General features: G+C 62.4%; 19 protein-coding genes, 2 tRNA genes, 1 rRNA gene and 1 pseudogene. 3 read left to right on the plus strand and 20 right to left on the minus strand.

Annotation, left to right across the window (positions count from 1 at the left end; genetic code table 11):
* Nucleotides 1-59: 59 nt before the first annotated feature.
* From RP6297_RS22120 to RP6297_RS22140, 5 genes and pseudogenes are all read right to left on the minus strand, one after another.
* Nucleotides 60-135, minus strand: a tRNA-Ala gene (locus RP6297_RS22120).
* 36 nt (nucleotides 136-171) lie between these two features.
* A tRNA-Ile gene (locus RP6297_RS22125) sits at nucleotides 172-248 on the minus strand.
* Between the two features lie 60 nt (nucleotides 249-308).
* Nucleotides 309-1,846: ribosomal RNA gene (locus tag RP6297_RS22130) — 16S ribosomal RNA — on the minus strand.
* A 631-nt stretch (nucleotides 1,847-2,477) separates the two neighbouring features.
* Nucleotides 2,478-3,183: pseudogene (locus RP6297_RS22135) on the minus strand (hypothetical protein).
* Between the two features lie 126 nt (nucleotides 3,184-3,309).
* On the minus strand, nucleotides 3,310-3,882 hold the full coding sequence (locus tag RP6297_RS22140; RefSeq protein ID WP_009239743.1) for a DUF4337 domain-containing protein: 573 nt from the start codon (nucleotides 3,880-3,882) through the stop codon (nucleotides 3,310-3,312).
* Between the two features lie 305 nt (nucleotides 3,883-4,187).
* Between RP6297_RS22140 and RP6297_RS22145 the strand changes: the two genes are divergently transcribed.
* Nucleotides 4,188-5,393: a sterol desaturase family protein gene (locus tag RP6297_RS22145; protein WP_009239744.1), complete on the plus strand. Its 1,206-nt coding sequence runs from the start codon at nucleotides 4,188-4,190 to the stop codon at nucleotides 5,391-5,393.
* A gap of 17 nt (nucleotides 5,394-5,410) precedes the next feature.
* A complete protein-coding gene (locus RP6297_RS22150; RefSeq protein WP_009239745.1) occupies nucleotides 5,411-5,929 on the plus strand; it encodes a cupin domain-containing protein in 519 nt (172 codons plus the stop codon).
* Here the strand turns inward: RP6297_RS22150 and RP6297_RS22740 are convergent, their stop codons facing one another.
* Nucleotides 5,930-6,052: a hypothetical protein gene (locus RP6297_RS22740; protein ID WP_009239746.1), complete on the minus strand. Its 123-nt coding sequence runs from the start codon at nucleotides 6,050-6,052 to the stop codon at nucleotides 5,930-5,932. It abuts the gene before it with no gap.
* 300 nt (nucleotides 6,053-6,352) lie between these two features.
* On the opposite strand from RP6297_RS22740, the gene RP6297_RS22155 reads away from it, so the two are divergent.
* Complete coding sequence (locus tag RP6297_RS22155; protein WP_009239747.1) at nucleotides 6,353-7,231, plus strand: 2-hydroxy-3-oxopropionate reductase; 879 nt, start codon at nucleotides 6,353-6,355, stop codon at nucleotides 7,229-7,231.
* A gap of 66 nt (nucleotides 7,232-7,297) precedes the next feature.
* On the opposite strand, the gene RP6297_RS22160 is transcribed toward RP6297_RS22155, so the two are convergent.
* From RP6297_RS22160 to RP6297_RS22225, 14 genes are all read right to left on the minus strand, one after another.
* Nucleotides 7,298-8,701: an MFS transporter gene (locus RP6297_RS22160; RefSeq protein ID WP_009239748.1), complete on the minus strand. Its 1,404-nt coding sequence runs from the start codon at nucleotides 8,699-8,701 to the stop codon at nucleotides 7,298-7,300.
* 71 nt (nucleotides 8,702-8,772) lie between these two features.
* Nucleotides 8,773-9,873: a porin gene (locus RP6297_RS22165; RefSeq protein ID WP_009239749.1), complete on the minus strand. Its 1,101-nt coding sequence runs from the start codon at nucleotides 9,871-9,873 to the stop codon at nucleotides 8,773-8,775.
* Between the two features lie 176 nt (nucleotides 9,874-10,049).
* A complete protein-coding gene (locus RP6297_RS22170) occupies nucleotides 10,050-11,000 on the minus strand; it encodes a PDR/VanB family oxidoreductase (RefSeq protein WP_009239750.1) in 951 nt (316 codons plus the stop codon).
* Between the two features lie 21 nt (nucleotides 11,001-11,021).
* A complete protein-coding gene (locus RP6297_RS22175; protein ID WP_009239751.1) occupies nucleotides 11,022-11,984 on the minus strand; it encodes a VOC family protein in 963 nt (320 codons plus the stop codon).
* 36 nt (nucleotides 11,985-12,020) lie between these two features.
* On the minus strand, nucleotides 12,021-13,523 hold the full coding sequence (locus tag RP6297_RS22180; RefSeq protein ID WP_009239752.1) for an aldehyde dehydrogenase: 1,503 nt from the start codon (nucleotides 13,521-13,523) through the stop codon (nucleotides 12,021-12,023).
* A 16-nt stretch (nucleotides 13,524-13,539) separates the two neighbouring features.
* The gene (locus RP6297_RS22185) at nucleotides 13,540-14,343 is read right to left on the minus strand and encodes an aspartate dehydrogenase (RefSeq protein ID WP_009239753.1); all 804 of its coding nucleotides are present in this window, start codon (nucleotides 14,341-14,343) and stop codon (nucleotides 13,540-13,542) included.
* A 32-nt stretch (nucleotides 14,344-14,375) separates the two neighbouring features.
* Nucleotides 14,376-16,115: a thiamine pyrophosphate-binding protein gene (locus RP6297_RS22190; protein WP_009239754.1), complete on the minus strand. Its 1,740-nt coding sequence runs from the start codon at nucleotides 16,113-16,115 to the stop codon at nucleotides 14,376-14,378.
* On the minus strand, nucleotides 16,108-16,911 hold the full coding sequence (locus tag RP6297_RS22195) for an SDR family oxidoreductase (RefSeq protein ID WP_037028679.1): 804 nt from the start codon (nucleotides 16,909-16,911) through the stop codon (nucleotides 16,108-16,110). The genes RP6297_RS22190 and RP6297_RS22195 overlap by 8 nt, the downstream gene beginning before the upstream one ends.
* A 2-nt stretch (nucleotides 16,912-16,913) precedes the next feature.
* The gene (locus RP6297_RS22200) at nucleotides 16,914-17,741 is read right to left on the minus strand and encodes an IclR family transcriptional regulator (RefSeq protein WP_009239756.1); all 828 of its coding nucleotides are present in this window, start codon (nucleotides 17,739-17,741) and stop codon (nucleotides 16,914-16,916) included.
* 12 nt (nucleotides 17,742-17,753) lie between these two features.
* Complete coding sequence (locus RP6297_RS22205; RefSeq protein ID WP_009239757.1) at nucleotides 17,754-18,656, minus strand: alpha/beta fold hydrolase; 903 nt, start codon at nucleotides 18,654-18,656, stop codon at nucleotides 17,754-17,756.
* A gap of 4 nt (nucleotides 18,657-18,660) precedes the next feature.
* Complete coding sequence (locus RP6297_RS22210) at nucleotides 18,661-19,197, minus strand: cupin domain-containing protein (protein WP_004634817.1); 537 nt, start codon at nucleotides 19,195-19,197, stop codon at nucleotides 18,661-18,663.
* A 32-nt stretch (nucleotides 19,198-19,229) separates the two neighbouring features.
* Nucleotides 19,230-20,003 (minus strand): SDR family oxidoreductase, encoded by a 774-nt coding sequence (locus RP6297_RS22215; RefSeq protein WP_009239758.1) that lies wholly within the window; start codon nucleotides 20,001-20,003, stop codon nucleotides 19,230-19,232.
* On the minus strand, nucleotides 19,996-21,063 hold the full coding sequence (locus tag RP6297_RS22220; RefSeq protein WP_009239759.1) for an aromatic ring-hydroxylating oxygenase subunit alpha: 1,068 nt from the start codon (nucleotides 21,061-21,063) through the stop codon (nucleotides 19,996-19,998). The genes RP6297_RS22215 and RP6297_RS22220 overlap by 8 nt, the downstream gene beginning before the upstream one ends.
* A 79-nt stretch (nucleotides 21,064-21,142) precedes the next feature.
* On the minus strand, nucleotides 21,143-21,448 hold the full coding sequence (locus RP6297_RS22225) for a recombinase-like helix-turn-helix domain-containing protein (RefSeq protein WP_009239760.1): 306 nt from the start codon (nucleotides 21,446-21,448) through the stop codon (nucleotides 21,143-21,145).
* Nucleotides 21,449-21,537 lie beyond the last annotated feature (89 nt).

Raw genomic sequence — 21,537 nt, forward strand, 5'->3', positions numbered from 1 at the left:
GCCAAACGCAAACACCATCGACACCGCGTCGATGCTTGCGTTTGGTAACCAAAAGGTAATGGTGGAGGATGACGGGATCGAACCGACGACCCCCTGCTTGCAAAGCAGGTGCTCTCCCAGCTGAGCTAATCCCCCAGTCACGGCAGAGAACATCTTCCACCGTCCGTAACTTGGTGGGTCTGGTAGGACTTGAACCTACGACCCCCGCCTTATCAAGACGGTGCTCTAACCACCTGAGCTACAGACCCTTGGCTGTAACATCAAACAAACCGATAAGTGTGGACGCCTAACGTCGGATGCACGCTCTTAAAGGAGGTGATCCAGCCGCACCTTCCGATACGGCTACCTTGTTACGACTTCACCCCAGTCATGAACCCTACCGTGGTAATCGCCCTCCTTGCGGTTAGGCTAACTACTTCTGGTAAAGCCCACTCCCATGGTGTGACGGGCGGTGTGTACAAGACCCGGGAACGTATTCACCGCGGCATGCTGATCCGCGATTACTAGCGATTCCAGCTTCACGTAGTCGAGTTGCAGACTACGATCCGGACTACGATGCATTTTCTGGGATTAGCTCCACCTCGCGGCTTGGCAACCCTCTGTATGCACCATTGTATGACGTGTGAAGCCCTACCCATAAGGGCCATGAGGACTTGACGTCATCCCCACCTTCCTCCGGTTTGTCACCGGCAGTCTCTCTAGAGTGCCCTTTCGTAGCAACTAGAGACAAGGGTTGCGCTCGTTGCGGGACTTAACCCAACATCTCACGACACGAGCTGACGACAGCCATGCAGCACCTGTGTCCACTTTCTCTTTCGAGCACCTAATGCATCTCTGCTTCGTTAGTGGCATGTCAAGGGTAGGTAAGGTTTTTCGCGTTGCATCGAATTAATCCACATCATCCACCGCTTGTGCGGGTCCCCGTCAATTCCTTTGAGTTTTAATCTTGCGACCGTACTCCCCAGGCGGTCAACTTCACGCGTTAGCTACGTTACTAAGGAAATGAATCCCCAACAACTAGTTGACATCGTTTAGGGCGTGGACTACCAGGGTATCTAATCCTGTTTGCTCCCCACGCTTTCGTGCATGAGCGTCAGTGTTATCCCAGGGGGCTGCCTTCGCCATCGGTATTCCTCCACATCTCTACGCATTTCACTGCTACACGTGGAATTCTACCCCCCTCTGACACACTCTAGCCGTGCAGTCACCAATGCAATTCCCAAGTTAAGCTCGGGGATTTCACATCGGTCTTGCACAACCGCCTGCGCACGCTTTACGCCCAGTAATTCCGATTAACGCTTGGACCCTACGTATTACCGCGGCTGCTGGCACGTAGTTAGCCGGTCCTTATTCTTCCGGTACCGTCATCGACCCCAGGTATTAACCAGAGCCATTTCTTTCCGGACAAAAGTGCTTTACAACCCGAAGGCCTTCTTCACACACGCGGCATTGCTGGATCAGGCTTTCGCCCATTGTCCAAAATTCCCCACTGCTGCCTCCCGTAGGAGTCTGGGCCGTGTCTCAGTCCCAGTGTGGCTGATCGTCCTCTCAGACCAGCTACTGATCGTCGCCTTGGTGAGCCTTTACCTCACCAACTAGCTAATCAGACATCGGCCGCTCCTATAGCATGAGGCCTTGCGGTCCCCCACTTTCACCCTCAGGTCGTATGCGGTATTAGCTAATCTTTCGACTAGTTATCCCCCACTACAGGGCACGTTCCGATGTATTACTCACCCGTTCGCCACTCGCCATCAATCTAGCAAGCTAGATCATGCTGCCGTTCGACTTGCATGTGTAAGGCATGCCGCCAGCGTTCAATCTGAGCCAGGATCAAACTCTTCAGTTCAATCTGCTGTTTTCGCTCTTTACGAGCGGTCGCTCACTCTCAGAATCTGACTTGAACTTTCGTTCAAACCTTACTTCTGTGCGAGCACTTCATTACTTGTTAGCTAGCGGATCGAAATCCGCCGCACCCAGTATTAAGCGCCCACACTTATCGGCTGTTTGCTTGTTAAAGAACTTCGCGATTAACTTTGTTCACCGCGTCGCTGCATTGTCTGCAGCAGAGAAACGAGATTATGCAGAGCTTTTTTGTCGCTGTCAACAACTCGTCGAAGAATTTTTATCCACCAACGCGCCGCCAACCACCACCGAATCCCCAGCCAACCGTCAACCACCCAATCGACCGCAAACCCGCTCTACACCTGCTTCTCCACCACTCAACACCACCACCGTCACCTGCGTTTCGGCGCTGTGTTTTGCAGCGAGGGGCGAATACTAATGTGCGGAAGCGCGGCTGGCAAGCACTTTTGTGAGTCACTTGCAAAAATCTTGTTGATCGCCTGCTCGCTTCGCCGTGGGCCGCTTGCGTTATGGCAGGTTGAGAGGCCACCGAACGCCGCGCCCGACCAACCTGCGACACGGATTGGGCCTGGCCATCGCCCGCCGCTTCGTTACTCATAGAGATGCAGTTGGCATCAATGTTTGCCCGGCGACTGGCACAGCTTCTGGTTGTAGAGGATGGCCTTGCTGGTGGACGCGTCATTGTCGGCGTCGCACGGCGGAAGGATCAGCGATGCGTCCTTCTGCGCTGTGATCGCAGTCGTCTCGGACAGCACAGTGAGGAACTGGGCGGTGTCGTCACGATGGTATTCAGTCACGGCCAAGTCGCTGCGAGCCTTGTCGCGCTCGATCCAGTCCATGAAGGGATCGCAATCGGCGAGCAGCGAACGCAGCGTTGTACGTGCTGCGTCGTAATCCTTGGCGGCATATTGCTTGTGGGCGTGGCCGATGCGGGCTTGCCGCTGGCGGTCAGTGCAGGCGGCGGGTGCGCGGCGGTAGTCGCCATCAAACAGAGCGCGCATGCCACAGAATTCTCGGCAGGCTTCGGCGGTCGCAGATGAATCCAGCTTGAGCCCATCCTTATTACCTGACACGGCGATGTGGCACTCGCCCTCATCCTTGTCGACGCCAACGCGCCCCCCCCCGGAACGTGTCTTCGATCGCGCACGTGTGGCAGTTGCTGCCAATCGTCGTGATGTTGAAGCTACCGCCCTTGACCCTTATCGTGCCGCTTGCGCTGCCACCCAGAATGTAGACATACTCGCCCGGCTCGACGGCAGGGCCGGCCGCCATGACGCACGTGCTAGCCAACAAGCCGGCCATCATCCATGTGCGCCGCATCCCCATTCGAAGTGTCATGGCGTTCATTCCGGATTCCTGGCGGACGGTGCCTCCTGCACGAGCGCCGTTCTGGCTATCCGGCATGTCGGCACGCAACTTATCGGACGAAGAGCGCGCCCGAGGCTGTCAGATGTGAAGCAGCGCCAGAACAGCCACGACACCACCGACAGCGGCCACGCCATACGAAAGCACCTGCATCCAGCGCCGGCGGGAAAGCAACGTGATAGCCGCCAGCGCGATCGACACCTGAATGGCGACCACCGCTTGCGCCCACCGATGATGATGGTGCACGGCGAGCTCGCTGGCGTCGTCGGCCTCTTTGGCCAAGCGCTCCTGGTCTTCGGCCTGGCGACGGATGTCTTCCTTTTCGGCGGCGTAACGCTGGGCTTCGCGCCTGGCGGCGGCCTGATCGGTGCCGGGCAGTTGGGCGGTCAGCTCGGCAATCGCCTGCTTCTGACCTTTGGCCTGGTAGTAGGCCCAGCGGTTTGCGGCCTCGGTCTTGTGGATGGCGGCTTCATTCTTGGCCAGTAGCGCGGCGTTTTGCGTGGCACCGCCCTGGTAACCGAAGATAGCGCCGGCCGTCGAGAGAATCGCCGTCATGACGGCAATCCGCCCGGCAAAGCTGTCGGCGTGGCCGCTTTCTGCTGCGTGCTCAAGCGCATGATCGTGCGCGCCGTGCACGTGAAATTCCTCTGACATGGTTGCTCCCCTTTTTATCTGGTCTTGTACCGTCGTGCGCCCGTCAGGCACGGGCCTCACAATGCATGGCCTTGCACGGAAAGGCAACGCCCTGCGGTGCGCCGCCAACGCTGCAGACGCGATTTCCCGACATTGACGCACACGGGAAAAAAGTGCAGCAATCGCAAATCATTTGTACGCAGAAGAATAGCGCCGTTGAATACGCAAAACTGGTCCGTATAATCGCGCAGCAGTGCGAATGAGGGCCAATATTCGATTGGCAATCGCATTGTTAATAAAACAAAACAATACTGCGAGTCAGATCCATGGATGCGTCCCAAAAGCCTTTGGCGCCATTGCCCGAAGAGGAACACCACCCTGCCATCGTTCGCGTGGCCGACGCGACGATCCGCGATGCCAATGCGCTGCTCCATGCCAACGGCGGCCTGAAGTTTGGCCGGGGCATGATCGGAACCATCCTGGCGCTGGTGCTGGGCTTTCTGTGCTTGCTGGGCGTGCTGGCGTTTCACTTCCCGCAGTATCTGACGACGCCCGAATTGCGGCGCGCATATTCCGTGGATGTCATTCGGCAGATTCTGTTTGTCTCGCTGTTGATTTCAGGCGGATTATCGCTGGCGAATATCGTGCTGGATAACCGCCGTCGCCTGAATGGCCTGGCATTCCTGTTTGTGGTGGTTGCCGTTGCGCTGGGCGGCTCGCGCGTGCCGGTGGGCGATTTTCCGGATCACACACCGTACATCGGCATGGATTGGTTCATTCTCGACCTGCTCGGTTCGACAGCGATTTTCGTGCTGCTTGAGAAGCTGTTCCCGCTCTACAAGAAGCAGCCGGTGTTCCGCGCCGAATGGCAGACCGACATGGTGCACTTCGCGGTGAACCACTTCATCGTGGGGCTGGTGCTGCTGGTGGTGAATTTCCTGATTCACCGGGTGTTCGGATGGATGGTGCATGCGGATTTCCAGCAGATGGTGCAGCACATCTGGTCCATTCCGCAGTTGCTGCTGTGCATGTTGGTGGCCGACCTGATGGAGTACGTCACGCACCGCGCGTATCACGAGGTGCCTTTCCTCTGGCGCTTCCACGCCGTTCATCACAGCGTGAAGACGATGGACTGGCTGGCCGGTTCGCGTCAGCACATTCTTGAACTGATTGTCACGCGGGTAGCCGTGCTGGGCCCGCTGTTCGTGCTGGGATTCGACAAGGCCGTTGTCGATGTCTACATCATCATCGTGGGCTTCCAGGCGGTGTTCAATCACGCCAACGTGCATTTGCCGTGGGGGCCATTGAAGTACATCTTTGTGACGCCGGATTTTCACCACTGGCACCATTCATCGGAAGACGAAGCGATCGACAAGAACTACGCCGCCCATTTCGCCTTCATCGACTATCTGTTCGGTACTGCGGTGAAATCGAAAAAGGCCTTCCCCGAGAAGTACGGCGTGGTAGGCGACTACATGCCCGACGGTTTCGTCAACCAGCAGCGCTTTCCGTTCCGGCGTCAGCAGAACTGAGTCGAAAGTTTCCCATCATGCCGCTCGCCCTCGCCGCCCAGATCCTCATCGCCCGCCTCGGGCTCGAACCGCACCCGGAAGGCGGCTTCTATCGCGAAACCTATCGCAGTGAGGAGCGCATCCAACGAGGCATCCCGCCCGTCGAATGTGCGGCTGCCACCGCCATCTATTACCTGTTGGCGGATGATGCATATTCCGCCTGGCATCGGATCCAGTCGGACGAGTTGTGGCACTTCCATGCGGGGGACTCACTCAATGTGCATGTGTTGGAGGCTGACGGTACGATGAGCACGCATCGCCTGGGCCACGCGGCCGAGGATGCGATGGCGGTGTACCAGGCGGTGGTCCCGGCTGGCCGCTGGTTTGCAGCCGAGCGCGTGCCGGGTGAACATGGGTATGCGCTTGCTGGCTGCACCGTTGCGCCGGGGTTCGAGTTCAGCGAGTTCGAACTCGCCGACGATAGCGCGCTGCTGGCAAAGTATTCGGCACATGGCGATCTCATCCGGAGGTTGCTGCCCCGCCCCGCAGTGCGTTAGTCAGCACCACACCACGCTTTCATAGCCGACCGTGCGGCGGTAGACGCTCATGCCGCGCCACGTGCTGTACTCCATGTACGCGCATGTCAGGACGACGATCCAGTTGGCTGCTGCGGTGGACATATTTCCTCCCATCTCGTCGGTCCGATCGCTTCTTATCGGCACGTTTCCAGTCTATGAGAGGGGGCCCCAAAACCATTGCAAGAGCAATGACGCTTCTTGGTCCCTATTTCGGGACCTCATCTCCGTATAGCATCGCGCGTCGCAAACGCCCGCCGAGCGCGGCTCGCATGCATCTTGGAACGCACAGCATCGGGCTCCGGCTGGTCTTCATTGCTGCATCTGATCTACGCTTGTGACAAGCGCCGCGGCGTGACCCACCCTCCTCATCCACATCCACCTAGACCCTTTCGGAAGAACATCATGGCAACCATCGGATTCATCGGCCTGGGCATCATGGGCGCCCACATGGCTCGCAACCTGCTCAAGGGCGACCACACCCTGATCGTCAACGGCAAACATTCCGTGCCGGAAGATCTGCGTTCGCAAGCCACCGTTGCCGCGAATTCGGCGGCGGTTGCGCAGGCAGCCGACATCGTTATCGCCATGGTGCCGGATACGCCAGAGGTGGCCGAAGTACTGTTTGGGGAAGACGGAGTCGCTCAGGGCCTGGCGGCAGGCAAGCTCTTCATCGACATGAGCTCGATCTCGCCGATTGAAACGCAGGACTTTGCCAAGCGCGTCGAAGCGCTGGGGGCGGATTACCTCGATGCGCCCGTTTCAGGCGGTGAAGTCGGCGCGCGCGATGCCACCCTCACGATCATGGTCGGCGGCAAGGAAGCGGCGTTCGAGCGCGCCAAACCGCTGTTCACCCTGATGGGCAAGAACATCACGCACGTGGGCGAATCCGGCGCCGGACAGACCTGCAAGGTGGCCAACCAGATCATCGTGGCATTGACCATCGAAGCCGTGGGCGAGGCGCTGCTGTTCGCATCGAAGGCCGGGGCCGATCCGGCACGTGTGCGCCAAGCGTTGATGGGCGGCTTTGCCTCCTCGCGCATTCTCGAAGTGCACGGTGAACGGATGATCAAGCGGACGTTTGATCCCGGCTTCCGCATCGAGCTGCATCAGAAAGATCTGAACCTCGCGTTGGAAGGCGCCCGCAAGCTCGGCATCGCCTTGCCCAACACTGCCGCCGCGCAGCAGCTTTTCAACGTATGTGCGGCCAATGGCGGCAAGGCGTGGGACCACTCCGCCATGGTGCGCGCGCTGGAATTGATGGCAGATCACACCATTGCCTGAAGCAAAACGGGAGGGGGCCGCACAAGAGCCGCCCCTCGCCGTATACGACCTTCAACCGCCTCCGGCTTACAGCTCAAGTTGCTCCAGCACTTTCCCCTTGGTTTCGATGCCGAGGAAGTGGATGGTGATTGCCGCCAGGATGGGCACCAAGGCCAGGAGCAGAAACGCATTGCTGACGTTGCCCGAGCCGATGGTCGAACCGATCAGCATTGGCGAAAAGATGGCCGCAATCTTCAACCATGCGCCGCCCATGCCGCAGCCGATCGCACGGATATTGGTCGGGTACAGCTCCGGCGTATAGACATAGGCAGTGATGAAGCCGCACGCCATCAACCCCAGCGCCAACGAGCACAACCCCGCCACCACATAGAGCGACTGCTCGTGCAGCAGCCCAGCCAGCCCCAGCGCCAAACCGCACAGCACAAACGACACCACCATCACGGGCTTGCGGCCCACCTTGTCGACGATCATCGCGCAGACCAACGAGCCGACCACACCCAGCACCGAAGCCAGCGCCGCCAGGTTCAGCGCCAGTTGGAGCGGTGCGTGATAGATCGTCTTGTAGACCGTCGGCAGCCAGGTCGACAGACCGTACTGGATGAAACCGCACGTCGCCCACAGCATGGCCACGACCACCGTGCGCTTGACGCACACGGGGCCGAACAGATCGCGCATGCCGCGCTTCGGGTGGCGGTGCGACATCTGCTCGAAGGCCGAGGTATCGCCCAGTGGAGGCAGCGGCCCCTTCGCCTTGGCTTCAAAGCGTGCCTGCGCGGCATCGGCCTCGGCCATGCGCCCATGGGTGGCCAGCCAGCGCGGAGATTCCGGCACGGCCTTGGGCAGCGTGAAGAACAGAACCAGCGGAATGCCGCCGAGAAAGTACATCACCTCCCAGCCGAAATGCGGTACAAGCCAGGCCCCAAGCGCGTTAGACACCAGCAAACCAATCGGGAACACCACCTCGTAGAGCAGCACGAAGCGCCCGCGGCCATGGGCACGCGTGACTTCGTTGATGTATGTGGCCGCTACGGGCAGCTCGCCACCCAAGCCGATGCCCTGCACGATACGCAGCGCTGCAAACACGGCAAAACTGGGCGCCACGCCGCACAGCAGGCTCATCAAACCGATGATGCCCGCGCTGTAGCCGATCATGCGCACGCGGCCGAAGCGCTCTGCAAGCATGGGAAACACCAATGCGCCGATCAACTGACCGATGCCGGGGGCGCCAATCACAAAAGCAATCTGCGCCGGGGTCAGATGCCACTGCGCAATCAGCAGCGGCAGCGTAGCCGCGATGACGATGACGTCAAAGCCATCGAAGAACGTCGCCAGCCCGATCAGCAAACGCGCACGCACATGCATGCCGTTGCTCTTGAGCCGCTCGATGCGGGCAACGATCTTGCCGAGGCTCATCGTGCCCGGCGACGCATCGTGGTCAATTCCGCTATCAATCAAAACACCTGGCTTCATGTGAAGCTCCTTCCGGAGGAAGTTGATGCGCCACTGGGTCGCTGCCCAGCGGCGCGCGTTGGGTCAGGACGTCAGAACGAGTGATGCACCCCGGTGCTGACAACGAGCTGGTTGCGCTGCGCCGCTACACCCACGCCGTTGATGGCAGCAGACTGCGCATCGCCGGACGCACGCTGATACGTGCCTTGCACATACACCTGCGTGCGCTTGGAAAACGCATACACGTTGCCCAGGCTGAACTGGTTCCAACGGGCGCCCTCGTACTTGCTGAAGGTATAGCCCACGTTGAGCGTGTTGGCGGCGCTGTAATGCCACGCGGTACCGAGGTCGACGTTTTGCGCCCGGGCGTTGGCGCCACCGAGCGTGATGCGCGTCTGCGTATAGACCGCGTTGATCTGGAGCGGCAGGCCGCTGAACTGATACAGCGTGCCAGCACCGAACGACTTGACCGAACTCATCGGCGTCATCACGCCGGGCACCAGTGTCGTGCCCAGTGTGTTGGTGATGCCCAGGCGCCCAGCAACATCCAGCGCGCGATCATTGGATGCGGTATAGGCCGCGGCTGCGCGGAAACCGCCATTGGTGTAGTACGCCCCGAGGCTGTAACTGCGGCTCTTCGACGGCGAACCGGGTACCTCGCCAAAGCCGTACATGCCGCCCAGCTGCAGCCCGCCGAAGATGGGCGAGACGTAACGCACAGCGTTGTCGATCTGGAACTGGTTGGCCAGGTTGTCGAAGTTACCGGGGTGGAACAGGTAGAAGTTGGTGAGTTGGAACCCGTTGCTCAAGCGGCCGAGGTAGTCGAACATGAAGTCCGCCTGGTGGCCAAGCTGGATATTACCCAGGCGATCGTTCGTCAGGCCCACCCACGCCGTGCGGTTGAACAGCTTGCCGGCGACCACGCTGCTACCGGTGTCGCCCAGAAATCCCGACTCCAATTGGAAAATGGCCTGCGTACCGCCGCCGAGATCTTCCGAGCCGCGCAGGCCGAAGCGGTCCGGCTGCATCGTACCGGGGTCCATGCGCAAAGCCGAGCCGCTCGACGCGCCGCTCTTGAGGCTGTTGATGTAGGCCACGCCTTCATCAATGCTGCCGTACAGCGTCACGTTGCTCTGGGCCGCTGCCGTGCCCGCCAGGCTCATCGCCGCAATGGCGAACAAGGTTGTCTTCATTTGCTGTTTCCTCCACTGGACAAGGTGTCCGCCCCGCCAGTTGTTATCGCCGTCTTGGTGGACGAGCTGGTTGTGGTACTTGCGTTGTTCCGTATGTGAAACGGCGTTTAAAAGAAAAACACGGCGTAAAAAAAGAGGGCGCGGCTGGTCAGGCCAACGCCTAAACCATCCTGCGCTTACAGATCAATCACCAGGCGCTTGCCTTTGCATCCGGACACGCAAACCATCATGGTTTGGTTGGATGCGCGCTCGCTCTTGGAGAGCACGCTGTCACGGTGGTCGGGTTCCCCTTCCAGCACGCGCGTTTCGCACGAACCGCATACGCCTTCCTTGCAGCTGTGTTCCACCTCGACGCCAATCTCCAGCAGCGCGTCGAGCAGCGACTTGCCAGCCGGCACGCACAGTTCAGCGCCGTTGCGCGCGAGCTTGACCTGGTACTCACCGTCCTGCACCGACTCCACACCCGGGTCCGCGGCAAAGCGCTCGATATGGACGTTGGTGTAGCCGAGCGCTTCACATGCGGCCTCAAAAGCGCGCAGCATCGGGCCAGGGCCACAGCAATAGAAATGCGTATCGGTCGAATGCCCTGCAAGCAGCGCTTTCAGATCGGGCGGGCCGCCGGCTTCCGCGTCCAAGTGGAAGCGCACTGCATCGCCATGCCCGGCAAGCTCATCGGCAAACGCAGCGTCGGCGCGCGAGCGGGCGCAGTACAGCATCGAGAACGCCTTGCCTTGCTCGGCCAGACGACGCGCCATGCAGACGATGGGCGTCACGCCGATGCCGCCTGCAACCAGCACGGTGTACGGCGCGGTTTCGTCCATCTCGAAGTGATTGCGCGGGCCGCCGATCTTCAGCGTCGAACCCACGCGCAACTGCTCGTGCACATAGCGCGAGCCGCCGCGGCTGTTGCGGTCGAGCAGCACGCCGACCACATAACGGTCACGCACCTCCGGTGCACCGCACAGCGAATAGCTGCGCACCAGCCCGTTGCCGAGATGCAGTTCGATATGCGCGCCGGGTGCGTACTCGGGCAGCGTTTTGCCGTCGACATCGCGCAGCTCCACGCTCACGATGCCTTGGGCTTCGTAGCGCATGGCGTGCACGCGCAGGTTGAGGGGGGGATTCATAGCACGTCTCTCTGCAACGTTTCAGCGCTTTTCCGTCAGGAACTTGCCTTCCGGGCTGACGACGTTTCTCTGACGGCGGGTGTTGCCGTCAATGCCGCCATCGATGGCCCACTCGGCAAACACGGTCGGGCCGGGCTCGAAATCGCGTGGCTGCCAGTCGGCGTCGAGCTGGTCTTCATCGGCGTAGTACTCGATCAGGCCGCCAGCCGGGTTCTTGAAGTACCAGAAGTACGCCGACGAAATCGGGTGACGACCCGGGCCTAGTTGCGTTTCCCAGCCGCAGCGCGACACATGCATGCCACCGCCGAACACTTCGTGGATGTCGCGCACGGTGAAGGCGACGTGGTTAAGGCCGCTCTTGGCCTGCGGCGTCTGCAGCAGGAACAGGTCGTGATGGCCACCTTCCGGCTCGCAGCGCAGGAACGCTCCGCGGCCCGGGTAGTGGTCGGACGGTACAAAGCCGAGCTTGTCGATATAAAAGCGCTCCGTGGCCGCCACGTCCTTGACGAAGAAGACCACGTGGCCGACTTCGATGGGCGTGGCACGTTCGTAGATGGGGCTCGGTTGGTTGCGGCGCGGTTTGTCTGTCCACGTGTTCATGGCAGCGCATTGCACGTCGACATCGCGCTTGGTGGTCAGTTGCACGCGCACTGCCAGGCCGTTCGGGTCGGCACAGCCGACGCGGCCGTCGGCGTGCACATAACCGGGCTGGTCAGCCAGTTTGTCGACCAGGCGATCGAGCACAGCCTGCGAATCGGTGCCCCAGATCACCTCGCGCAGCGTCGGGCCGGCTTCCATGGCGGCCGGCAGCGTGGCATCGTCGCTGCGTTTGACGCGTACGCGGCAGCCGTTGAGTGTTTCGAAGAGCAGGCCGCTGGCGTCTTCCGATTGCAAGGCGAGGCCCCAATCCAGGAAGAACTGCTTGCAGGCGGCGAGGTCGTCGGCACCGTAGACGATTTCGTCGATGCCTCGAATCGTGTTCATCTTGATCTCCTGTGGTCTGGGTGTTTTGTTTCAGCTTCAGTTGGCGTTGGCCCAGGCCAGCGGCTGTTCATTCAAGCCCCAGTAGAGGCTCTTCTGCTCCATGTATTGCAGGATGCCGAGGCGGCCCTTCTCGCGGCCGAGGCCGCTGTCGCGCCAGCCGCCAAAAGGCGTCGAGATCGAGAACTGCTTGTATGTGTTGATCCACACGTTGCCGGCCTGCACCGCGCGGCCGATGCGCCATGCGCGCTTGTAGTCGCGCGTCCAGATGCCGGCGGCCAATGCGTAGACGCTGTCGTTGGCTTGTTCGATCAATTCGTCTTCATCGTCGAACGGCATGGCGACGAGCACCGGGCCGAAGATTTCTTCCTGGCAAATGCGCGCGCTGTTGGTGAGCCCTTCGATGATGGTCGGCGTGTAGAAGTAACCCGACTCACAGCCCGCGATTGCTGGGCGCAAGCCGCCCGTGCGCAGGTGGCCGCCCTCTCCCACGCCCATCGCAACGTACGACTCGACGGTCTCGCGGTGACGATCGGTGATCAGCGGGCCCATCTGCGTCGATTCATCGGCCGGATTGCCGACACGCAGGCGTGCCGCGGCAGCGGCCAGACGATCCATGAACGGCTCGTAGAGCGAGCGCGCCACAAACAGGCGCGAACCTGCGATGCACGATTCGCCCGATGAACTGAAGATGCCGTACAGCACGCCATTCACGGCGTGGTCGAGGTCGGCATCTTCAAACACCATCGTCGGCGATTTACCGCCGAGTTCGAGCGACACCGGCATCATCTTGTCGGCCGCAATGTGCGCGATATGGCGGCCCGTGTTCGTGCCTCCCGTGAACGACACGCGACGCACCAGCGGATGCTTGGTGATCGCATCGCCAATCACGGAGCCCTTGCCCGGCAGCACGCTGATCATGCCCTTCGGCACGCCCGCCTCTTCACAGATGGCGGCAAGTTCCAGTGCCATCAGCGGCGTGACTTCCGCAGGCTTGACGACGACGGCGTTGCCCGCGGCCAGCGCGGGCGCCATCTTTTGCGCTTCGCTGGCAATCGGCGAATTCCACGGCGTGATGGCGGCCACCACGCCCATGGGTTCATGCACGCTCATCGTCAGGCAATCGCCACGCATGGGCGTGAGCGACTCTTCCAGCGTCTCGCATGCGGCGCCGAAGAACTGGAACGTGGCAGCAGCGCTCGCCACCAGCGCGCGCGTCTCGTTGATCGGCTTGCCGTTATCCAGCCGCTGGCGCTGCGCCAGTGCTTCACTGCGCGAGCGGATCAGCTCAGCTACGCGGTACAGAACGGCCGCGCGCTCGTGCGGCTTGCGCTGCGCCCAACCGCTGGACAGGAAGGCGCGGTAGGCGCCCGCCACGGCTTCTTCCACATCAGCGACGCTGGCGGCATTGAGTTCTGCAACGACTTCCCCGGTGGCGGGGTAGCGCGTGACATAGCGCTCACCCGTGCCGAGGCGCCATTCGCCGGCGATGCAGATGGGCAACACGGACGTTGCGGTTGCGTTCGGGTTGGAAACAGTCATGGCGCAATGGCCTCGCTTAAATCGAAACGGCGTGCGCGCGGTTGCCCAGCGCACGCACCACGCTGAACACCGTCAGCGCAGAAGTCTTGGGATTGGCCGCCAGCGGCTTGCCGCGCATCGTCAGCTCGAAGCCGCCAAAGGCACCCCGCGCTTCGACGTGATGGATGTTCTCATCCACCGTTGGATCGGCCAGCAGCTTGACGTGCGTGTGCTCAAGACCGAGGCCCGCCAATGACAGCGTGGCCGCCACGTTGGCGTTTTTCGGGAACAGACGCGCGGCTTCACGGGCGTTGCCTTCGAAGATCACGGTCGGCTCGCGCAGCGCATCGAGGTCGAACTGCTGCTCGGCCGGCGTGTCCTTCCAGGCGCGCGGCGGCTTGCGGCCGGTGTAAACCACGGCGTCCAACCCGCCGACGCGCGCAGCAGCCAGTGCGTCGATGGCGCCGATGGCGCCCGACAACAGCTGCACCCGCGCGTTGCCACGGCGGGCCGCAGCTTCCAGCCGTTCAGCCACGCCGGGTTCAGACAACGCACCCACCGATACGACCAGGCAGTCGATGCCCTGCTCCAACGCCGGCAACACATGCTCTTCAAGCGCATCATGGCCAGCGCATTCGACCAGCAGATCAGGATGCGCGTCGGCCGACAGATGCGTCGTGACACGCGCATTCGGTGCGAACGGGGCGATGGCCTCGCGCGCCTTGTCCATCGCGTGCTCGGGCACGATCACGGCGTCAAAGCACACATCCGGATCGCTCTTGAGCAGTTCCAGTACGCCCTGCCCGATCGCTCCGCACCCGACCATCGATACATGCAGCATGTCCGGCTCCTTCAATTGGCTCGGTTGCAGGTTCACGCCACCACCGTCGTGCCGTCCGTGGCGCATGCAGCAGCGCGCTCGCCCCGGCCGTCCTTGGCCTGCTGGTTGACCGGCGGGCCTGCGAAGATCGTCTTGAAGCTGCCGATGGAGAGCATGTCGATTTCCATCAGGAACGGGCCCTCGCCGCTGGCGGCTTCCTTCAATGCGCTGCCCACGTCGGCCAGATCCGACACGCGGCGATGACGCAGCTGCAGCGACTGGGCGAGCGCCGCGTAGTCCGGCGTGTGCAGATCCACGTAATGGCGGCGGCCGCCGTACTGCGCGTCCTGAATGTTCTTGATGACGCCGTAGCCCTTGTCGTTCATCAGCACGATGACGAGATTGGCGCGCTCCTGCACCGCAGTTGCCAATTCACCGAGATTCAGGATGAAGCCGCCATCGCCGGCCAGGCAGAACGTCGTTTTGCCGGAACCCGTGGCCGCCGCGCCGATGGCCGCGCCAATGCCCATTGCCAAGCCTTGGCCGATGCCGCCGCCCAGCGCATGTACGCCGGCGCGCGAGTCAAAGATGCGGAGCTGACGATTGCCCCAGGTGCTGTTCGACACGGTCACGTCGCGCACCCAGTTGAACTCGCGCCCCACGGCGGCTTGCAGTGCCTCCACCAGCTTGGCGTACGGACCGAGGCCGTCGATCAGCCCGCCTACGGCCGCCTCGTGTGCCGCCCGCAGGTCTGCCGCGAATGTCGCGTCGATCTGCATCTTCTTTTCCAGCCGGTCGGCCAGACCATCCAGCGCAAGCGCCGAATCGCCGCACACGAAGTAGTCGCTGGCGTAGCAACGGCCTTCTGCCGATGCATCCGCATCGATGCGGTACAGCGGGCGCGGCAGCTTCAGTTCGTACTTGAGCGTTTCATTGCCGCGCAGGCGCGAGCCGACCACGACCATCGCGTCGCACGTCTGGTAGAACGCTTCGACCGGCTTGTGCAGGTTGAATGCGCCCAGCGAGCGCGGGTCATCTTCCGGCACGATGCCGCGGCCCTGCGTGCTGGTGACCACGCCAAAGCCAAGGTCCATCAGGCGCTTGACCTGCTTCGCGGCGTGGCGGGCACCACCGCCCAGCCACAGCATCGGACGGCGCGCGTGCGACAGGCGCTCAGCCAGTTCGTCCAGCGCGTGGGCAGACGGCACATGCTGCGGCACCAGCAGCGGGCGCAGGTCATCCGGCATGGGGATCAGCGCGGCCTGGATGTCGATGGGAATCTCCACGCTCACCGGGCCGGCCGGAGCGGTCAGCGCGGTCTGCACGGCCAGCTTCATCGTGCTGATCGCCGTGTCCGCACTGCGCACGCGGAAGGCAGCCTTGGAGACGGCCTTGAGCATCGTGAGCTGGTCCGGCGCTTCGTGGATGTACGCAAGGCTCTGGTCCAGATACGGCGTTTCGATCTGGCCCGTGATGTGCAGCAGCGGCGTACCGGCGGTGAGGGCTTCAACCATGGCGCCCGCCGCATTCCCGGCAGCGGTGCCGGTGCTGGTCAGACAGACACCGAGGCCGCCTGTGGTCCGGGCATAAGCGTCGGCCATGTTCGCGCCGCCGGCTTCACCGCGCGCCATGACGAAGCGAATCTTGCCGCGCTCGCCCATCGCATCGAGGATGGGCATGTTGTGGATCGAGATGACACCGAAAGCGGCCTTGACCTCGCAGGCCTCCAGGAAGGCTGCAATTGCGTGGCCCACCGTGACCAGCTGTTGTTCCTGTTGTTGTCTGTTAAGCATGACGGGAGTGTCCTCCGGAAATATCGATGTGGCTGCCCGTGGTGTACGAAGACAACGGCGAGGCAAGGAACAGAATGGCGCGGGCTGCTTCTTCGGGCAGGCCCAGGCGCCCAAGGGGAATATGTTTCTGCGCGGCCAGGCGGCGCGTCCAAGCGGCCCAGTCGAGATGGCGGTCTTCTTCAGGTCGTGCCTCGAAGCGGCGGCGCCATTGACCGGACTCCACCAGGCCGATCAGGATGCCGTTGACGCGCACGCCCTTCGGTGCAAATTCGGTCGCCATCGAACGCACGAGATTGAGCACACCCGCACGCGCGGCAGAGGTGGCCACCATGTGCGGCTCGGGCTGCTGCGCGAGCAGCGAATTCACGCAGACGATCGCGCCGTGCGCCGAGCGCTCGAGTTGCGGCATGAAAGCGCGCGTGGGATGGATCACGGAGAAGAACTTGAGATGCAGCTCCTGCGTCCACGCGGCATCGTCGGTATCGGCAAACGTCGAGACACGGCCTTGGCCCGCGTTGTTGACCAGCATGTCGACGGGGCCCACGGCTTGCTCCACGGCGTCGGCAAACGCTGCCATCTGCGCGGCGTCGAGCACGTCGCACGTTGCAGCAGAGAGCCGGGCGTTGGGGAAACGGCTACGCAGACCTTGTTCGGCTTGGGCGAGGCGTTCGGCATTGCGGCCGCACAGCGCCACGGCGGCGCCAGCCTCCAGCAGCAGTTCAACGGTGGCCAGGCCGATGCCGGAGGAGCCGCCCGTCACGACGGCGGTCTTGCCAGTCAGGTCGATCATCGGCATGGTCATTCGCGGAACAGGTTGACGACCTTGCCGCTGGCGGGGCGGTAGTCCAGCAAGTAAGACAGCTCGCCGGCAGCAGCGCGCACCTTGTCGATCATCAGATCGAGCTGAGCTGCCTCGATGCGCGGCGACGGAATCGTCGTACCGAGCGCGGCCACCACCTTGCCGGCGCGGTCGAGCACTGGCGCAGCAATCGTCGAGATGTTGGCTTCGAAGAAGCCTTCCTGCAGCACGTAGCCGTGTTCGCGGTCGCGCTGGACCATCACGAACAGTTCTTCCACCGTGCGCGGCGTGTTGGCGGAGAACACCTCCAGCTGCGGCTCCGGATAGAGCTGGCGCAATTCCGCCAGCGACAGGTCTGCCAGCAGCACACGGCCCAGCACCGTGGCGTGTGCCGGCAGGCGCGTGCCGACATTCACCGAACTGGTGAACGGCGTGGGCGCGACGGATTTCGCCACGTAGACGATCGAGCGGCCATCGCGCACGACGAGGTTGCATGGGTAATGAATGTCGTCGCGCAGGCGATCGAGCAGCGGACGGCCCAGCTCGGTCAATTCCAGCGACGCGAGATATTCAAAGCCCAGGCGCAGCACCGCCATGCCGAGGCGAAAATCGCGGCCGCCGTCAACGCGTTCGATGAAGCCCATCACTTCGAGTGTGGTCAGCAGGCGGAACACCGTGGAGCGCGGCACCTTCAGGCGGCGCGCCAGTTCAGGTGCAGACAGGACACGGTCTTTGTGGCTGAACTCGCACAGCAGGCGCAGGCCGCGTTCGAGCCCCGGCACGATGTACTTTTCCTGCACGTCTTCTGGGATGAGGTCGTTGCTCATACGTCTTGGCGCTTAGGCGTTTTGGGATTGGGAGAGAACAGCGTGTTCGATCCAGCCTGCAACAGCGTCAGGCGCATCGATATAGGAGGCATGCCCCGCCGATGGCACAAGCGCAAACGGCAGATCGAACATCTTGGCCAGCGCTTCGCAACCTTCCGGCGGTGTAATGCCGTCGACGTCGCCGCAAGCAATCTGTGCGGGTGTGGATGCGGGGCGTTTGCTCAGATAGGCGCCGATGTCGTCGCCGCTCAACATCGCCACGGCCTGGCGATAGCCACCGTCGTTGAGGCGCTTCATGTTCCAACGCACCCAGGCGCGTTCTTCGTCGGTGGCATTCGGGCGCAGCAGATGCGCGTGGCGCGACTCCGCCATGCCGTCGATGCCAAGCTGGTCGAGCGTTGCAAGACGCTGGGCCTGCACGCTGCGGGATTGATCTTCCTGCCCCGGCTGGCCATAGCCCTGCGCGGGGTTCAGCAACATCAGGCATTTCGGCTGCATCGCGGCTGGTGCGGCGGCCACATACGCCGATGCCATCAGCGCGCCCAGTGAATGACCGACGATCACATCGGGCGTCACATCCAGCGCGGCAAGCCACGCCTGCAATCGCCCAGCGTAGTCGGCAGCGCGCGGTGCAACGTCTGCAAGCGGCGTGGAGCTGCCGTAGCCCGGCGCATCCCATGCCAGCACGCGCATGTTGTGCGAAAGAACCTGCGCGCAAGGCAGCCATGACGCAGCGCTGGAGCTGATGCCGTGCAATAGCACCACCAGCGGTCCGCGCTCGCCCCATTGCCGATAGCCGATGCGATCGCCGTGGTCGTTAATGGCGACGGTGCGTTCGACAAACCCCGCGCCGAGCACGGCAAGCGCGTCGGCCACGCGGAACGGATGGGAGGACATGACAGCCTGCGCGTTCATCGCATCAACGCTTGATCTTGGCGAGCGGATGCTCGGGCGGGTACGTCGGCGTGATCGGCTTCTTGGCACCGAGCATCACGCACATCAGCGCGTCTTCATCGCCGATGTTGATTTCTTCGCGGTACACGCCGGGCGGCACCGAGACGAGGTCGCGATCGGTCAGGATGGTTTCATAGCGCTCGCCGTCTTTCTCCAGCACCAGCTTCAGCTTGCCGCGAATGATGAAGAACACCTCTTCCACATCGGTATGCAGGTGCGACGGGCCTTCGTGGCCCGCCGGAATGACCATGGTCGAAAACGTGAAGTGCTCCGCCGGCACCGTGTTGGTGTCTGCGGCCACGCCCGTGCCGCCCGTGCCGAGGTAGCGCATTTGCGCACGGCGGTATTTCGGGTCGAAGTCGGCCTGGAACTTGAGGGCGTCCCAGTCGTAGCGGCGGGTGGAGAAACGCGCCACGCGGCTGTTCATCCAGTCTTCAAACGACGCGCCTTCCGGGCGGTCCCACGTGCGTTGCACTTGCTGTTGTTCGGAGAGATCGCTCATTGAATACCTCTTCTGAATGGTGTGTGGATGCATTACTGCATGACAAAACCGCCGTTGACGGCCAGCGTCTGGCCCGTCACGAATCGGGAAAGGTCGGACAGCGCGAACAGCACGGCGCCGCACACGTCGTCCGGCAGTTGATCGCGCGAAATGGCGCGCTGGTCGCGGTACAGCGCATGGCGGTGCGCCGGCACGTATTCGGTGGCTTCCACCAGCGTCAGGCCCGGCGCGATGGCGTTGACGGTGATGCCGTCTGCGCCGCATTCGCGCGCCAGAGACTTCGTCATGCCGATGACAGCGCTCTTGCTGGCCACGTAAGCCAACAGGTTCGGCGCGCCCCACAGCGGGGTGTCTGACGACAAATTGACGATGGCGCCGCGGCCCGATGCCTTGAGTGCCGGCAGGCAAGCCGTCGTCATCAACCATGTGCCGCGCACGTTGACGTTCATCACGCGGTCCCAGGTCTCGATGTCGATCGACGATGCGTCGCGCCCGCCCGAGTTGGTAATGGCCGCGTTGTTGACAAGACCGTCGAGCCCGCCCAATGCCTGCGCCGCTGCCGCAGCGCACGCCTGAATCGAAGCCGGATCGCCAAGATCAAGCGTGAAGCCATGCGCATCGAAACCTGCCGCACGCAGCGCCGCCGCCTCTTCCTGCACTCGCTCGCCAAGAATGTCGGCCAGCGCAACCGCGCCACCGGCTTCGGCAATCGACTTGGCAAAGGCCAGCCCCAGACCGCGCGCGGCGCCCGTCACGAGCACCTTGCGGCCAGCCAGCAGCCCGGCGGTTGAATTGCGCTCAGGCATGTTGGGCTTCCGTGGGAACGGGCTTGATCATGGCAACCGGCGCATCGGCCAACTCAGCGGCGGCGCGGCGTGCAAGCACACGGCGGATACGCGTGATGCCGATGTCGTGCTGATACAGCGTTTCGTGATCGCGCGCCTCGGGGGCCATCGATTCGAGCACCACGCGGTCCTGTTCCAGCACATCCCAGTGCAGCCCTTCCAGGCGATTGCGATACAGGAAGCGCCACACATCGCGCTGCCAACCCTGCACGTGGCGCGTGCGCCAGAAGTAGACGATGCAGTGCTCCTCATCCACTGGCGTCACGATGCCGATGATCGTGAACGGACCGCCGGGGCCGACCTTCGGTTGATACGGAATCGACAGGCGCAGCCACATCGTGCCGGTCTCGCCAAACTCCGTCCAATCGAAGTTCACGCCGCGCTGGCCGGTCTTCTGGAACATGATCCCGTGGTCGGTTTCAACCACTTCCATCACGGCCTTCTTCTCGCCGCTCGCCATCGAGTGCGACACGGCGTGCAGGTAGGCGCCGTGCATCGGGTCCATGACGTTGTCGATGGCGTAGCGGTAGTTGACGTTCCAATGCGCAAAGCAGAGGAAGTGACTGTGCTCGTCGCTGGTCAGCTCTTCGGGCAAGCGCAGCGTGCCGACCGCGTCGTCGAACTCGGACGGAGCCTTGTCGCCAAACCACAGGAAGATGGCACCGGCACGCTCCTGCACCGGGTAGCTGCGCACGCAGGTCTTGCCTTCCATGGGGCACGCGTCGACAGCCGGTACGCTGGTTACCGTACCCTGGCCGTTCACTTCAACGCCGTGGTACCAGCAAGCCACATGGTCGCCCAGGTTCCAACCCATCGACAGGCGCGCACCGCGATGCGGGCAGCGGTCTTCCAGCGCATGCACCTGGCCGGCGGTGTCACGCCACAACACGATGTTCTGGCTCAAACGCGTGATGCCCACCGGGGCGTTTTTCACATTCCACGACGCCGCCACCGGATACCAGTAGTTGCGCAGACCGGTGTTGATGCGCGCTTCCTTCTGCGCTTCCTTGTTGCCTTCCATTGCTTGCCTCTTCTGATGGTTTGAGCCGTGCGCCTCTGCGGGCAAAGCGGCGTCGAATCGTGTTGGAACCGGCCTCGGCTCAGGCACCCAGGCGGCGCATCTCGGCCAGGAAGCTGTCTTCCGTCCAGGTCTCCCCACCGGCCGCATTGCGCGGGCCGCGCTCGTTCAGCACGGCCACGATGTCGGCCGGCGTTTGTGCACCACCGAGGAATGCCGCTTGCAGCGAATCGGCCAGTTGGTTCTCATAGGCCGTCGGCTCGGCGGCGCGTGTTTGCCACACCAGATTGGCGACGTGACCCGGGCGTTCGACACGGCCCTTGCCAGCGACGTTGTTCGGAGAAATGGGCTCCCACGGAGCGAGGTCGGGGTTGTATTGCGGTTGCATTTCTGTCGACTCCATCACGTTTCGCTTGTTTTACCTATGAAACGTCTGTTAATATCTGGAACACAGGTGCAACTATAGACCGCGTCTTC

Source organism: Ralstonia pickettii (genome assembly GCF_016466415.2).
GTDB classification, from domain to species: Bacteria; Pseudomonadota; Gammaproteobacteria; order Burkholderiales; family Burkholderiaceae; genus Ralstonia; species Ralstonia pickettii.